Annotated in this window: 10 protein-coding genes; 5 read left to right on the top strand and 5 right to left on the bottom strand. The window is 70.9% G+C overall.

Annotation, left to right across the window (positions count from 1 at the left end; translation table 11 throughout):
- Positions 1-4 precede the first annotated feature (4 nt).
- Both B7K26_RS02090 and B7K26_RS02085 read right to left on the bottom strand, forming a co-directional pair.
- Positions 5-424: a hypothetical protein gene (locus tag B7K26_RS02090; protein ID WP_084077023.1), complete on the bottom strand. Its 420-nt coding sequence runs from the start codon at positions 422-424 to the stop codon at positions 5-7.
- Between the two features lie 11 nt (positions 425-435).
- Positions 436-3,312, bottom strand: coding sequence for a hypothetical protein (locus B7K26_RS02085; protein WP_084077022.1), 2,877 nt, complete (start codon positions 3,310-3,312; stop codon positions 436-438).
- A 142-nt stretch (positions 3,313-3,454) separates the two neighbouring features.
- On the opposite strand from B7K26_RS02085, the gene B7K26_RS02080 reads away from it, so the two are divergent.
- Genes B7K26_RS02080 through B7K26_RS02070 form a run of 3 tightly spaced genes read left to right on the top strand, consistent with a single transcriptional unit; the run spans position 3,455 to position 6,332 of the window.
- Positions 3,455-4,432 carry a hypothetical protein gene (locus tag B7K26_RS02080; RefSeq protein WP_084077021.1) on the top strand — a complete coding sequence of 326 codons (978 nt, stop codon included), beginning with the start codon at positions 3,455-3,457 and terminating at the stop codon, positions 4,430-4,432.
- Positions 4,429-5,406: a hypothetical protein gene (locus B7K26_RS02075; RefSeq protein WP_084077020.1), complete on the top strand. Its 978-nt coding sequence runs from the start codon at positions 4,429-4,431 to the stop codon at positions 5,404-5,406. Before B7K26_RS02080 ends, B7K26_RS02075 begins: the two co-directional genes overlap by 4 nt.
- A gap of 8 nt (positions 5,407-5,414) precedes the next feature.
- Positions 5,415-6,332, top strand: coding sequence for a tetratricopeptide repeat protein (locus B7K26_RS02070; RefSeq protein WP_084077019.1), 918 nt, complete (start codon positions 5,415-5,417; stop codon positions 6,330-6,332).
- 73 nt (positions 6,333-6,405) lie between these two features.
- Here the strand turns inward: B7K26_RS02070 and glgB are convergent, their stop codons facing one another.
- The 3 genes from glgB to B7K26_RS02055 all read right to left on the bottom strand — a co-directional run bounded on the left by glgB (position 6,406) and on the right by B7K26_RS02055 (position 11,812).
- Complete coding sequence (gene glgB / locus B7K26_RS02065) at positions 6,406-8,577, bottom strand: 1,4-alpha-glucan branching protein GlgB (RefSeq protein WP_084077018.1); 2,172 nt, start codon at positions 8,575-8,577, stop codon at positions 6,406-6,408.
- A 44-nt stretch (positions 8,578-8,621) separates the two neighbouring features.
- Positions 8,622-10,622: an alpha-1,4-glucan--maltose-1-phosphate maltosyltransferase gene (locus B7K26_RS02060; protein WP_084077017.1), complete on the bottom strand. Its 2,001-nt coding sequence runs from the start codon at positions 10,620-10,622 to the stop codon at positions 8,622-8,624.
- A gap of 134 nt (positions 10,623-10,756) precedes the next feature.
- Positions 10,757-11,812: a LacI family DNA-binding transcriptional regulator gene (locus tag B7K26_RS02055; protein WP_084077016.1), complete on the bottom strand. Its 1,056-nt coding sequence runs from the start codon at positions 11,810-11,812 to the stop codon at positions 10,757-10,759.
- A gap of 273 nt (positions 11,813-12,085) precedes the next feature.
- Between B7K26_RS02055 and B7K26_RS02050 the strand changes: the two genes are divergently transcribed.
- Together B7K26_RS02050 and B7K26_RS02045 are read left to right on the top strand one after the other, a co-directional pair.
- Positions 12,086-14,107, top strand: a complete 2,022-nt coding sequence (locus B7K26_RS02050) for a beta-galactosidase (protein ID WP_084077015.1) — start codon at positions 12,086-12,088, stop codon at positions 14,105-14,107.
- A gap of 150 nt (positions 14,108-14,257) precedes the next feature.
- Positions 14,258-15,529: an extracellular solute-binding protein gene (locus B7K26_RS02045; protein WP_084077014.1), complete on the top strand. Its 1,272-nt coding sequence runs from the start codon at positions 14,258-14,260 to the stop codon at positions 15,527-15,529.
- The last annotated feature ends 30 nt before the right edge of the window (positions 15,530-15,559 follow it).

Here is a 15,559-nt window from a genome sequence, read left to right as displayed (position 1 = left end):
CCGCTCAGGACCAGTCGTCTCCGGCCGCGAGGCGCTGCTCGAGCGCCTGACGCATGGGCATCGACTCGCCGTCGCGCCCGCCCTTGCCCAGCTCGATCGGGGGCTCGGCGGGCGGTACGGAGACCCCGGCGAGCCGCCCTCGCAGGCTTGCCGGCACCGACAGCACGTAGAACTGGCCGTCCGTGCCCACCGCCACCGACCGGTCGTGGCGCAGGTACCAGCCGCTCACATCGGTCTTGTAGCGGGAGCGCCCGTCGTAGGTGCGCGCCGTGAGCCGCGCTGTCGCAAGACCGGCGGCCACCGCGTCGTCACGGAACTGGCGCACCAGGTCGGCCGCGTGGGCGACCTCCGCGAGGCGACGCCGCTCGAGCGCGTCGGCCTGGGCCAGGCGCCGTGCGGTGTCGTCGTCGCGGTTGCCGTCCACGCGTGTCCTCGTCAGTCCTGGGATCCGGCGGTCGCCTCGGCAGCCTCCACCTCGGCACGCAGCGCGCTCGCCTTGGCCAGGCCCGCGACCGGGTCCGCGCCCAGGAGGTTGCGCAGCTCGTCGAGGTAGCCGGTGATGGACTCGCGCTGGCGGTTGAGCTCGTCGACCTCGCGCGCGGCCATCGTGCGCTCGCGCTCGGCGTCGCTCACCGCCTCCGAGATGATCGCCTCGGCGTGCTCGCGCGCATCCGAGACGATCTCGTCGGCGTTGTTGCGCGCGTTGGTGAGCAGCGTCTGCGCGTGCACCTCCGCGTCGCGGCGGGTGACCTCGGCACGCTCCAGGGCGCCGGAGAGGCGCTCCTCGGCCTCGTCGGCGCGGACCCTGGCGTCCTCGACCATGGCGGCCGTCTCGGCCTTGGCCTCCTCGTGGCGGGCCGTCAGCTCCTTCTCGGCGTTCTCGCGGCGCTGCGCGATCTCGATCTGCAGGTCCTCGCGGGCACGCCGCGCCTCCTCGCGAGCGGCGTCGGCGTCCGCGGTGCCCTCCGCGCGAGCCTGATCGGCGTCGCGCTGCGCGATGCCCATCATGTGCTTCGCCTCCTGCTGCGCGGCGGTGAGGCGCTCCTCGGCCTCGTCCGCGGCGTCCTGCAGGGCCTTCGCAGCGTCGCGGTCGGCGCCCTCGCGGGTGGACTGCGCGTAGGCGTCCGCCTCGCGGCGCGTCACCTCGTCGTAGGTGCGCGTGGCGCTGCGGGTCTCGGCGTCGTAGTCGTCCGCCTCGCGGCGCACCGCTGCGGCGTCGTCGTCGGCGGCAGTCCTGGTCTCGGCGTCGTAGTCGTCGGCGGCCTTGCGGGTCGCCTGGTCGTACAGGTCGGCGTCCTTGCGCAGCTGGCGGCTCGCGGTCTCCGCGGCGGCCCTTGTTGCGTCGGCGTAGGCATCGGAGCCCGAGCGGGTGGCGGCGTCGTACTCGTCGGCCGCGCCGCGCGTGTCGGCAGCGTAGGTGTCGGCCTCGGCGCGCGTGACGCCGTCATAGTCGTCGGCCGATGCCCGGGTCGCCTCGCCGTACTGGTCAGCCTCCGTGCGGGTCGCCTCGCTGTACTGGTCGGCGTCGGAGCGGGTGGCGGCGTCGTACTCGTCGGCCGCGCCGCGCGTGTCGGCAGCGTAGGTGTCGGCCTCGGCGCGCGTGGCGTCACGGTACTGGTCGGCGTCGGTGCGGGTCTCGGCGTCGTACGTGTCGGCGCCCGAGCGGGTCGCGTCCGAGTAGCGGTCCGCGTCGGCCCTGGTCAGACGCGAGTAGGCGTCGGCCTCGCTGCGCGCGGTGGCGTCGTAACCGTCGGCGTCCGCACGCGTGGCTCGCGAGTAGTCGTCGGCGTCGGTACGGGTCGCGGAGGAGTAGCCGTCCGCCTCGGAGCGGGTGGAACGGGAGTACTCGTCGGCCTCGTCCGTGAGGGTCGCGAGGTAGTCCACCGCCTCGGCGCGAGTGACGTTGCTGTACTCGTCGGCGTCGGAGCGCACGCGCTCGAGGTGCGCAGCCGCATCGGCCCTGACCTCGGCGCCGTAGGCGTCAGCGGCCTCGCGAGCGTCGGCGGCGTCGTCGTCCGCTTCGGCGCGGGTCTGCTGGGCGTAGTCGTCCGCTCCCTCGCGCGTCTCGCGGTCGTATTCGGAGGCCGCGGCCTCCACCTGGGCACGGTGAGCGGCGGCGGCCGCCGCGACCTCGTCGTGGTGGGTCTGGGCGGCGGCGCGGGTCTGCGCGGCGTCCTCGTCCGCCTTGGCACGAGTGTCATCACCGTAGGTGTCGGCCTCGGCGCGCGCGGTGCGCGCGTACTCGTCGGCCTCCTGGCGGGTGTCGCGGTCGTAGCCGTCGGCCTCGTCCCTGGTGCCCGTTGCGTAGGACTCCGCGTCGGCGCGCATCGCCTCGTCGTACTCGTCGGTATCGGCACGCAGCGATGCCACCTCGGCTGCGACGGCGGCACGCAGGTCGCGCGCATCCGTCTCGGCCGCAGCGCGGGTCGAGTCTGCCTCGCGATTCGCCTGGGTGAGGAACGAGTGAGCCTCGTTGCGCAGGTTGGCGGCGTCGGCCTCCGCGGTGGCGCGGATGTCCGATGCCTCGGCATCGGCGGCGCTGCGGGTGTCGCGCGCTTCGCCCTCAAGACGCTTAGCCTCGGCGCGCGCCTCGGCCAGGGCCTGCTCGGCCTCCGCGGCGACGCGCTCGGCCTCCGCGACGGCCTCGGCGCTCAGGCGCTCGGCCTCGGCGCGGGCGTTCTCCTGCAGCTCCTGGGCCTCGCGCTGGGCGGTGACGCGGATCTCGGTGGCCTCGCGCTCCGCGGTCGCGCGCAGCGCGTGCGCCTCGCGATCCGCGCCCGCCTTGAGTTCGGCGACCTCGGCGTCGATGCCGGCCTTGACTCGCTCGGCGTCGCGCCTGGCCTTCTCGACGGTCTCGGCGGCGGCGCGCTGCGCTGCCTCCTTGACGCCCGTGGCCTCGTGCTCGCTGGCGGTGCGGATCTCCTCGGCCTCGCGGCGGCTCTGCGCGAGGATCTCAGCAACCTCGTTGTCCGCGCGGGCGCGTAGCTGCTGCGCCGCGACCTGGGCGCGCGCGACGGTGTCCTGCGCGTGCGTGTTCGCGCGCGCGACGACGTCGGACGACTGCTCCTCGGCCGAGCGCAGGAGCTGCTCGACGCGGGCGCCGAGGCCCTTGTAGGTGGGCTGCTCGGACTCGCGCAGCGTGCGCTGCGCCTCGTCGAGCGACGACCGGGTGGAATCGGCGTCCTTCCTTGCCTGCTCCGCGGCGTCCTGCGCCTCCTTCAGCGAGTCCTCGAGGCGCGCCACGTGTGCGGCCACGGCTTCTCGGTCGTATCCGCGCATGGCGACGGGGAAGGGCAGGTTGTCCTCTGGCATCACTCAACTCCTCGGGCGCAGCGCCTTGATGGCGTGCGCAATCCGCTCCAGGGTAATGGCCGCTCACAGGTGGCACAAAGCCGCGAACTGGGACGTTGGGCGGTGTGTCTCCTAGAGTGGACGGGAATGAAGGAGGTCCGACGTGACTGTGAGGACGACCGCGCTGATCGCCGGCGTGATCGGAGTGCTGCTGTTGGCGGCCGGCCTGATCGCCGACGCACAGCGGCCGCCGACCGAGGTCAGCGCCGTGGCAGAGCTCACCACCGCCGTGGTGGTCTATGAGCCCGAGATGATTGCCTTTGCCGAGGACAGCACCATCGGTGTCGAGGGCAAGGGTGACCTGGTCGCCGTGACCGCGCGCCCCGCCGACGCCGATGCCTGGCTGGCCGAGCACGAGGCCATCCAGGTGACCGGCCTACCCGAGTGGGAGGTGCTCGCCACCGCACCCTACGGAGTCGATGCCGCGACCAGCGCAAGCCCCAGCCCCTCGGCATCGCCGAGCGCCGAGGCATCCGCGGCCAGCAGCGACGAGCCGTCGGCGAGCGCAAGCCCTGACGCCTCCGCAAGCCCCGAGCCAGAGGTGGATCTCCTCGCCGACACCTCCGAGGACCACTGGCGCGACCAATGGGACGGCACCGACCGCCTCGAGATCACGGCGTCGGACGTCGCCGAGGGCGAGACCCTCGTCGTCATGTCGCGCGACGGCTCCGCGCTCGCGAGCACCGACGTGGGCTTCGAGCGCGAGGTCAACGACGGCTGGATCACGCCGCTCATCTGGTGGGGCGCCGTCCTCACCGTGATCGGCCTCATCGCGCTGATTTTGCGCTTCATCGACCTGCGGCCCGCCCAGGCCAAGTACGAGGAGTGGACGGCTAAGCGCCAGCGCACGGGCGACGTCGACGCCGAGCTCGGCACGCGCCGCGCACGCCGCGCTGCGGGCGAGCACCTGCCCGAGGCGTCGCTGGACGAGCCCGACGAGCCCGCATCGGCCCCGACCCCCGACACGGGTGCAACGCCTGCAACGGGTTCCACGCCCGCGACCCCGTCGAGCCCGACGGAGCCCGGGTCGGCGACCACGCCGGATCCCGATACCGACACCCACGAGGAGGGACGCTCATGAACCGCCTGATCGCCGCCTCCGGGGTGGCCGTGGCATCGGCCCTTGTCCTCACCGGCTGCGTCGCCGAGGTCCCCGCCCCCGTCACCTCGGCCCCGCCGATGACGGAATCCGCCGCTCTCCTGGAGGCGCAATCGACGCGAATCGTCGACGCGACCATGAAGGAGCTCGCGGCCGCCGACGAGAATCAGGACGCCGGCCTCCTCACGGATCGTGTGGGCGGCGACGCCGTCACGATCCGCAAGGCGCAATACACCAAGGCCACCGGTGACGAGACGCCGGTCGCCCTTCCCGCCGATCAGCAGGCGGTCTACGCGTCGGCGGCCGACACATGGCCTCGCACCCTTGCGACGGTGTCCGCTCAGGCGTCGGAGGACGAGACTCCGGTGATCTACCTGTGGGTCCAGGACTCGATCGACGCCGACTACCAAATGCGCGGCTGGGCTCACATGATCCCGGGTGCGACGGTGCCGGCCATGCCCGGCACCACCACCGGTTCCGAGCAGCTGAGCCTCGACGATGACTCGCTCGACCCCACGGCGCACGCGGTGCTCGGCGACTACCTGTCGCTGCTGCGTGAGGGACCCGGGGCAGAGCTGAACGACGCGTTCGTGGAGGACTCCTACCGCGACCAGCTGTTCACCGCCCGCGACACGTTGACGGACGCGGCCGAGGAGCAGGATGGCGAGTACATGGACACGGTCGAATCACGCACAGACTCGACCTACGTCATGGGCACCGCCGACGGGGGTGCGCTCGTGTTCGCGCCGATCGCGATCACCTCGTCGTTCACCGTCGAGGACGCCACGGTGTCCATCCCCAAGGCCGACGAGCCGCTGCTCGACGGTGAGCTCGACGACAAGGTCACTCACCACTATCTCGACATGATCGTGATGTCCATCCCCGGCCCCGACTCGGACGCGAAGCCCGCCGTCGTGGCCGCCGATCACAACCTGATCAAGGTCTCCGGAGAGTAAAGGAAACGATGACTCAGAACCCCGACGTGCCGCTGCGCGGTGCGCCCGACCTGTCCCAGTTCGCCCAGGCGGCCCCGGTGGCCGCCCCCGCCGCGGCCCCAGGATCGGCGGCACTTCCCGCCGTCGTGGACGTCACCGAGGCGAACCTCAACGAGCTCGCCCAGCAGTCGACGCAGGTACCGGTCGTCATCGTGTTCCTGTCCTCGGCATCGCCCGCGTCGCGCGAGCTGGTGGAGACCGTGCGCACGGTGGCGGCGGGCTACGACGGCCGCTTTGTGGTGGGCCGCTGCGATATCGATACCCAGGGCGGCATCGCCCAGGCATTGCAGATCAACGCGGTGCCGACGGCGGTGGCGCTGATCGCCGGACGCCCCGCCCCGCTGTTCCAGGGCAGCGCGGAGCAGGCCCAGATCAAGGAGATCCTCGACCAGGTGCTCGAGGTGGCGGGCCAGCACGGCGTGACGGGGCGCGTGGACGCCTCCGCGCCCGCCGCGGAGCCCGAGCCCGAACCGCTGCCGCCCCTGCACCAGGAGGCCTACGACGCCATCGAGCGCGAGGACTACGACGCCGCCATCGCCGCGTACGACCAGGCGCTGCGCGAGAACCCCAAGGATCACGACGCAAAGGCCGGGCGCGCGCAGGTGGCGCTCATGAGTCGCACCAGGGAGGCCGACCTCGCCGCGGTGCGCAAGGCCGCGGCCGATGCCCCTGGCGACCTCGAGGCACAGATGGCCGTCGCCGACCTCGACGTGATGGGCGGACAGGTCGAGGACGCGTTCGCGCGCCTCATCGACGCCGTGCGCGCTAGCGCCGGTGACGACCGCGAGAAGGTGCGCCTGCGCCTCGTCGAGCTCTTCGACGTGGTGGGACCCACGGACCCGCGCGTGGGCGAGGCGCGTCGCTCGCTGTCGGCCGCGCTGTTCTAAACCTCCGCACCACTGTCAAGGGCCCGGCTCCCCGCGAGGGGAGCCGGGCCCTTGGCCGTAGGCGTGCGGGCCGCTAGCCGCGGTGGGGGCGGAGGAACACGGCGCCCAGCGGGGGCACCCGCATGAGGGCGCTGTGGTCCCACGAGCCGTGGGCGACGTCCTCGGCCTGCACCCTGCCGAGGTTGCCCACGCCGGAGCCGCCGTACAGCTCGGAGTCGGTGTTCAGCACCTCGTCCCACGCGCCACCGGCGGGCAGGCCCAGCCGGTAGCCCTCGTGGGGAGTGCCGGCGAAGTTCACGACGACGGCGACGGGTTCGCCGCGCGAGTCCCACCGCAGGAACGCGAGAGTGTTGTGCTCGGAGTCGTCCGCGTCGATCCAGGTGAATCCCTGTGGGTCGGTGTCGCGCTCCCACAGTGCCGGGGTGGCCTTGTACAGCGCGTTGAGGTCACGTACCAGATCCTGCACACCCTGGTGGAGCGGGTCGTCGAGGTGCCACCAGTCGAGCGAGCGGCCCTCGGACCACTCGGCCTCCTGGCCCAGCTCCGCACCCATGAACACCAGCTGCTTCCCGGGGTGAGACCACTGGTACGCCAGCAGCGCACGCACCCCGGCGAGCTTCTGCCAGTGGTCGCCGGGCATGCGCGTCACGAGGGATCCCTTGCCGTGGACCACCTCGTCGTGGCTGAGCGGCAGCATGAACTGCTCGGAGAAGGCGTACATCAGCGAGAAGGTCGCGGTGTGGTGGTGATAGTGGCGGTTGACGGGCGACTCCGCGAGGTAGCGGAGGGTGTCGTTCATCCAGCCCATGTTCCACTTAAGCCCGAAGCCCAGGCCGCCGCCGTTCGTGGGGGCCGTGACGCCGGGCCACGCGGTGGACTCCTCGGCGATCATCACGATGCCGGCATTCGTGCGGTATGCCGTGGCGTTGGCCTCCTGAAGGAAAGCGATGGCGTCGAGGTTCTCGCGGCCGCCGTGGATGTTGGGGCGCCACTGCCCGGCCTGGCGGGAGTAGTCCAGGTACAGCATCGAGGCCACGGCGTCGACTCGCAGGCCGTCCGCGTGGAACTCGCTGAGCCAGTAGACGGCGTTCGCCACCAGGAAGTTGCGCACCTCGGGGCGACCGAAGTCGAAAATGAAGGTTCCCCAGTCGGGCTGCTCGCCGCGCAGTGGGTCCGGGTGCTCGTACAGCGGAGTGCCGTCGAAGCGCCCCAGCGCCCACTCGTCCTTGGGGAAGTGGCCCGGCACCCAGTCGAGGATGACGCCGATTCCCGCGCGGTGCAGCGTGTCCACCAGGTGGCGGAACTCGTCGGGGGAGCCGAAGCGTGACGTGGGGGCATAGTAGGACGTCACCTGGTAGCCCCAGGACCCGCCAAAGGGGTGCTCCATGACGGGCATCAGCTCGACGTGCGTGAAGCCCAGGCGCGTCACGTACTCGACAAGCTGGTCAGCGAGGTCGCGGTAGTTCAGCCCCTGGCGCCACGAGCCGAGGTGGACCTCGTAGACGCTCATGGGGGCGCGGTGGGCCTCGGCCTGGCCGCGCTTGGTCATCCACTCGTCGTCGCCCCACGCGTAGTCGGAGGCGGCCACCACGGAGGCGGTCTGCGGCGGGACCTCGGTGGACCGCGCCATGGGGTCGGCCTTCTGGCGCCAGGTACCGTCCTTGCCGAGGATCTCGTACTTGTAGATGGTGCCGGCGCCGATGCCGGGGATGAACAGCTCCCACACGCCGGACGAACCCAGCGAGCGCATGGCGTGGCCGGTGCCGTCCCAGGAGTTGAAGTCGCCGACGACGCGCACTGCCCGCGCGTTCGGGGCCCACACAGCGAACGACACGCCGTGGACGTCGCCGAGCACCGACGGGAAGTGGTGAACGTTGGCGCCGAGCGCCTCCCACAGCCGTTCGTGACGGCCCTCGCGGATGAGGTGGAGGTCGAGCTCGCCGATGGTGGGAAGGAAGCGGTAGGGGTCGTCCTGACGCGTGGGAGCGCCGTCGTAGGCGACGTGGACGCGGTAGTCGGGAGCCTCCTCGCCGGGCAGTTCGGCTCGCCAGATGCCTGCGTCCTCGTGAATCGCGTCGAAGGTGCCCTCGAGGGTCTCGATGGACACGGTGCTCGCGAGCGGACGCAGCACCCGCACCGAGACGCCGACCTCGTGCACGTGCGGGCCGAGGACGGCATGGGGCTCGTGGTGGGTACCCGAGGCGATCTCTCGCAGCACCGAGGGGTCGATGGCCTTGTCAGCCATGCGTCACCGCCTTCCGTTCGTGGTCTGAGGGGCCGATGCCGGGGTCACGGGGTGCGGACCTCCGCAACGTGGGCCATGGTCACCGCGGGGTCGAGCCTCACGTAGAACTCCTTGCCCCACGCGTAGGTCGCATCCGTGAGGGCGTCGTCGACGACGACCCTCGCGTCGTCGCTGAGCCCGATCGCGTCCATGTCGAGGCGGATGATCGCGTCGTGAGTGATCTGCGGCTCGAAACTCACGACGACGATGACGGTGTCCGCCTTACCCGTGGGGGACTGGTCGGCGGGAACGTGGCGCGAGTAGCACAGGATGTGCGGGTTCGAGCTCTCGTGCACCGTGAGGCCGCGCAGGCGGCGCAGCGCGACGTGGCGCTTGCGGGCGGCGTTGACGCGCGTGATGACGTCCCGCACGCCGTACTGGTCGGCCTTGGACCAGTCGCGGTGCTTGAACTCGTACTTCTCGTTGTCGATCTGTTCCTCGACGCCCGGCCGGGGCACGTTTTCGACGAGCTCGTAGCCCGTGTAGATCCCGTACGACGGGGACCCGGTGCCGGCGAGGACAGCGCGCGCCCGGTACAGCGGGGCGCCGCCGGTCTGCATGTCGGGCGTGAGGATGTCGTGCGTGGTGGGCCAGAAGTTGGGGCGCATGTAGAAACTCGAGTCGCCGGAGACCTCCTCGAGGTACTCGCCCATCTCCTCCGGCGTGGGCCGCCAGGTGAAGTACGTGTACGACTGGTGGAAGCCGATCTTGGCGAGTGTGTGCATCATCGCGGGCCGCGTGAACGCCTCGGCAAGGAAGATGACGTCGGGGTGCGTGCGCGCGACGTCGGCCATGAGCCGCTCCCAGAACGTCAGCGGCTTGGTATGAGGGTTGTCGACGCGGAACAGCGTGACGCCCGCGTCGATCCACACCTGGAGCACGTCGCGCACGGCGCGGTAGATGCCCTCGGGGTCGTTGTCGAAGTTCAGGGGGTAAATGTCCTGGTACTTCTTCGGGGGGTTCTCGGCGTACGCGATGGTGCCGTCGAGGCGCTGCGTGAACCACTCGGGGTGCTCGGTGACCCAGGGGTGGTCGGGGGAGCACTGCAGCGCCAGGTCGAGCGCCACCTCCAGCCCGTTGTCCGCCGCAGCCTTGACGAAGTTCTTGAACTGACGCATCGTGCCCAGCTCGGGGTGGATGGCATCGTGTCCGCCCTCGGCGGCGCCGATGGCGTACGGGCTTCCGGGGTCGCCCGGCTCGGCGGTCAGCGAATTATTTCGGCCCTTGCGGTGGGTGGAGCCGATGGGGTGGATCGGCGTCAGATAGACGACGTCGAAGCCCATCTCGGCGATGGCGGGAAGGCGCTTCGCCGCGGTCGCGAACGTGCCCGAGCGCCACTCGTCCGTGCGGGCGTTGTACCGCGCGCCCTCGGAGCGCGGGAAGATCTCGTACCAGGCGGACACGAGGGCCTTCTCGCGCTGCACCAGTAGGGGGTACTCACGCGACGGGCTGACCCACTCGCGCAGGGGCCGCTCCGTCAGCTCCTCGCGCACAGCATCGGCCAGCGCGGGCGCCAGGCGCAGCCCGGGGGACAGCGACTTGTCCTGCAGCGACGCGATGGCGGCGGCCAGGAGGTCCTTGCGGGCGGCCTTGCGGCGCACCTCCTTAAGCGCCCTGGTGAGGACCTGGACGCCCTCGTCGAGCATGAGCTGGACGTCCACTCCTGCCGCGACCTTGACCTCGGCGGCGTGGGCCCAGGTCGAGTACGGGTCCGACCAGCCCTCGACGCGGAACGTGTGCATGCCCTCAAGGTGGGGAATGTAGATGCCCTCGTACAGAGAGATGCCCCACTCCTTGACGGGCATCGGGCGCACGTCGCGCTTGCCGTCCGGGCGGGTCACGACGATGGTCGCGCCCTCGGCGTCGTGGCCCTCGCGGAAGATCGTGGCCTGGATGGGGACCGCCTCGCCCACCACGGCACGGACCGGCCACCGGCCCTCCTCAAGCGTGGGCTCGACGCCCACAACCGGGATTCGTCCAACAGACAGCTCACCAGGGAAGGCCATAGAGCGAACCTACCGGGAACTCGCGCCGGGCAACACCCACGCGCGGTGGGCGACAACCAGGCCGAATAGGCGCGTCATAGGCAGGGCGGCGGCGGCCCGAGGGGCGCGCCGCGTTGGCCGGCTGGCGGGCGTCGTCACGCGCTGGCGCGAGTCACGAGGGAGGCGGGCAGGGTGACCGATGCGGGCTCCTTGCCCTCGATGGCCTCGAGCAGGAGGCGCACCATCTCCGCGGAGATCTCGTCGAAGGGCTGGTGCATGGTCGTCAGCGGCGGGTCCACCTGCGCGGCGAGGCCGGAGTCGTCGAAGCCGACGACCGCGACGTCCTGAGGGACGTTCTTGCCCGCGGCTCGCAGCGTCGCGATAGCGCCGGCGGCCATGCGGTCCGAGGCGGCGAACACGGCGTCGATCGCGGGGTCGCGGGCAAGCAGCGCCGCCATCGCCGCGGCACCGGACTCGTGCGAGTAGTCGCCCCGCTCGACGAGGCCCTCGACGAAACGGTCGCCGAGCTCCTCCCGGAAGCCGACCACGCGGAAGCGGCCGCCGGGGGTGTCCTCCGGGCCGGCAATCATCGCGATGCGCTCGCGGCCAAGGCCCACGAGATGCCTCGCGGCCGTGTGCGCGGAGCCCACCTCGTCGATCGACACGGTGATGACGTCGTCCTGGTGACCCAGGGGGATGCCGCACGCGACGGTGGGTACGCCGGCGGCGATGAGGCCGTCCAGGAGCGGGTCCTTCTCGTGAGAGGAGATGAGGAGGACCCCGTCGACGTGGCCGGCGCCTACGAAGTGCGAGACGTTCTCCCGCTCTTCGGGCGTTCCCGCCACCAGCAGCACGAGCGTCTTGCGACGCGCGGCGAGGGCCTCGGCAGCGCCGCGCAGCAGGAGCGCGAAGGTCGGGTCGGCGAACAGGAGGTGCTGGGGCTCGGTCAGCAGGAAGGCCACGGAGTCGGAGCGGCCGGTCGCGAGCGACCGGGCGTGCGTGTTGGCGTAGTAGCCAGTGGTCTCGATGGCCTGCTCCACCTTGGCGCGCGCCTCGGGGGAGACCCAGTGACCTCCGTTGATCACGCGCGACACGGTGCCGCGCGACACCCCGGCGGCCGCCGCGACGTCGCGGATAGTCGGCTTGCGCCGGGTCGGGCGCGCCGCGGGTGCATCGATGGGTTCCACGAGCACAGAGCCTAGCGGGGCCATGAACGACGGTGACCGGTCAGGAATGCAAGCGGTTACAGTTAGGTCACGAACCGGCATCGGGAAGGGCACGGCGCCCACGGGGAAGGCACAATGTAAACGATTCCAATCGGCGTCCATCACGACAGATCACGGGAAAGTCACGGTTCAGTCACGATGGCACCGGCGGTTTGCCAACCGCTTCTGCGGTAGGTCAGACTGGGACCGGTCACAGTCCCCCGACAGGGTGACCGAAGCTTGTCGCGGCCCTCGGGCCGCCCGATCCAATGGAGTGTCATGTCGATCAATTCCTGGCCCGCTCTCGACGGGATGGCCTACGGCGGGGATTACAACCCCGAGCAGTGGTCTCGCGAGGTGTGGGACGAGGATGTCGCCCTGATGCGCGAGGCCGGGGTGAACCTCGTGTCCGTCGGCATCTTCTCGTGGGCGATGCTCGAGCCCAAGGAGGGGCTGTACGACTTCTCCTGGATGGACGAGCTGCTCGACCTCCTTCACGCCAACGGCATCGCCGTCGATCTCGGCACGCCCTCCGTGTCGCCCCCCGCCTGGTTCTTCCACGCGTACCCCGAGTCGCGGGTCATCACCAAGGACGGCACCGTCATGGGCTTCGGCTCGCGCGGCATGGCGTCTCACGCCTCGACCGAGTACCGCGAGGCGATCGCGCGCATGGCCACCGAGCTGGCGCGCCACTACGCCGACCACCCCGCCGTCGTCATGTGGCACGTCCACAACGAGTACGGCGTGCCCGTCGGCGAGGACTTCGGCCCCCGCTCGGTCGCCAACTGGCGCCTGTGGCTGCAGGGCCGCTACAGCACCCTCGAGGCCCTCAACGAGGCCTGGGGCACCGCCTTCTGGGGTCAGCGCTACGGCGACTGGGAGCACGTTGTCGCCCCCGCCGCGACCCCGACCATCGCGAACCCCGCGATGAAGCTCGACTGGGCACGCTTCACCGACGACCAGCTGCGCGAGTGCTTCCGCATCGAGCGCGACGCGATCCGCCAGCACTCGGACAAGCCCGTCACCACCAACTTCATGGCGCACCAGTCGTGGAACACCGACCTGTGGAAGTGGGCGCAGGAGGTGGACGTCGTCTCCGACGACCACTACCTGTGGGCCCCCGACCCCGATGGCCACGTGGGCCTCGCGCTGTCGGCCGACCTCACCCGCTCCGTGGGCGGTAACGACCCGTGGATCCTCATGGAGCACTCCAGCTCCGCGGTGAACTGGCAGGGCCGCAACGTCGCGAAGCGCCCCGGCGAGGAGCGCCGCAACGCCCTCACGCACGTGGGTCGCGGCGCCGACGGCATCCTGTTCTTCCAGTGGCGCGCCTCGCGTTCCGGCGCGGAGAAGTTCCACTCGGCGATGCTCCCTCACGCTGGCAAGGACTCGCGCGTGTTCCGTGAGGTGGTCCAGTTGGGGCAGCACCTCAAGGACATCGCCGAGGTGCGTGGCTCGCGCGTCGTCGCCGACGTCGCCGTGCTGTACGACTGGGAGTCACTGTGGGCGCACGACCTCGAGTGGCGTCCCAGCGACGACATGCAGTTCCGTGAGCGCATGCGCGCCTACTACGAGCGCCTGTGGCGTGACGACGTCACCGTCGACTTCGCCCACCCCGAGGCGGACCTGTCCGGCTACCGCCTCGTCGTGGCCCCCTCGTCGTACCTCTTGACGGCTGCCGCGGGCGAGAACCTCTGCGCGTACGTCGCCGGCGGCGGCACGCTGCTCGTCGGGGCCTTCTCCGGCATCGTCGACGAGCACGACGCGGTCCACGCGGGCGGCTTCGGCGCCCCGCTGAAGGACGCGCTCGGTCTCACCGTCGAGGAGTTCCTGCCGCTGCGCGAGGGCGAGACCTGCGACGTCGTCTTCGACGGCGCCGCCATGACGGCCGATGCGTGGGCCGAGGACATCGCCCTGGCCGGCGCCGAGGTGCGCGGCACCTTCGCCGGTGGCCCCGGCGATGCGCTTCCGGCCATCACCCGCCACCAGCACGGCCAGGGTGCCGGCTGGTACGTGGGCGCACGCCTCACCCACGAGACCCTCGCCCCGGTCTTCGCGCAGGTCTATGCCGACGCCGGCATCGTCCCGGCGGGCGGGCCCGAGGGCCTCGAGACCATTACGCGCCACGGCGCGGATCACGACTTCGTCATCGCGGTCAACCACCGCGAGGACGCCGTAAGCCTGTCGATCACCGGCACCGAGCTGCTGAGTGGTGCCCAGATCGACGGAACGCTCGACCTCAAGGGCGGGGACGCAGCAGTCGTCCGCATCGCGAGGGCGCAGCAGGGGGGTGGTGCTTGAATCGACCACCCGTGAAGCGGTGACGCAGACGCACCGCACCGACCCGAACCCGCATCACCGAGCGGGAGCCGACCGGCTCCCGTGAGCACCACGGTCGCCGGCAGAGCTCAAGGCAGAGAAGCCGTCGACCTGACTTCGGAAGGAAACACCATGCGTAAGCAGATCGGAATGGGAGCCGCGGTTCTCGCGACCGCCTCGCTCCTCGCCGCGTGCAGCTCGGACCCCGAGCCCGCGGAGACCGCCAGCACCGAGCCCACCGCCTCCACCTCCGAGGCGCCCGCGATTGACGCCTCGGGCCAGACCCTCACCATCTGGACCGACGCCGAGCGCGAGGGCGCCATCCAGACCGTGGCCGACACGTTCCAGGAGGAGACCGGCGCCACCGTCGAGATCGTCCAGAAGAACTTCGAGGACCTCCGCAACGACTTCATCGCCCAGGTCCCCACCGGCGAGGGCCCCGACATCACCGTCGGCGCGCACGACTGGGCTGGCGCGCTCGTCGAGGCCGGCGTCGTCAACACCGTCGACCTCGGCGAGACCGCGGACGACTTCGAGCAGGTTGCGGTGGACGCGTTCACCTACGACGGCCAGCTCTACGGCCTTCCGTACGCCACCGAGGCGATCGCCCTCATCCAGAACGCCGACCTCGTCGGCGACACGGCCCCCACCACGTGGGACGAGATGATCTCGATGGCCGAGGAGGCGGGCTTCGAGGACCGTCCGTTCCTGCTGTACACCAACGGCACCACGGGTGACGGCTACAGCTCCTACCCCGTCCAGACGTCCTTCGGTGCTCCCGTGTTCGTGCAGGACGAGTCCGGCTCGTACACCACCGAGGTCGGCATGGGCGGCGAGGCCGGACAGGCCTACGCGCAGTTCCTGTACGACAACGGCCAGGCCGGCACCGGCTACTTCTCGGACACCATCGACTACGACACGTCGAACCAGCTCTTCGCCGATGGCGAGGTGCCGTTCCTGCTCCAGGGTCCGTGGATGCCGTTCTTCGACGATGACTCGATGAACATCGTCGTCTCGCCGATGGTCTCCGCCGGTGGCGAGGACGCGGCCCCGTTCGTGGGTGTCCAGGGCTTCTACGTGTCCTCGCAGTCCGAGAACACGCTGCTGGCCAACCAGTTCCTCACCAACTACATGGCCACCGAGGACGCCCAGCGCGCCCTGTACGAGGCTGACCCCCGCCTTCCCGCGCTGACCTCGCTCGCCGAGGAGTTCTCCGCCGACCCCATCACCGCCGGCTTCGTCGCCTCGGCCGCCCAGGGCGTGCCGATGCCGTCGATCCCCGAGATGGGCAACGTGTGGGACCTGTGGAACGCCGCCGAGATCCAGATCATCACCGGCGCCACGGATGACCCCACGGGCACCTGGGACGCGATGGTCGCCGAGCTCGAGGCCTCGATCGGCTAATGTCAAAAGTGAGGCGGGCCGGCTCGCCGG

Source organism: Demequina sp. NBRC 110057, from assembly GCF_002090175.1.
GTDB lineage: Bacteria > Actinomycetota > Actinomycetes > Actinomycetales > Demequinaceae > Demequina.
This window is presented reverse-complemented; position numbering and strand designations above follow the sequence as displayed.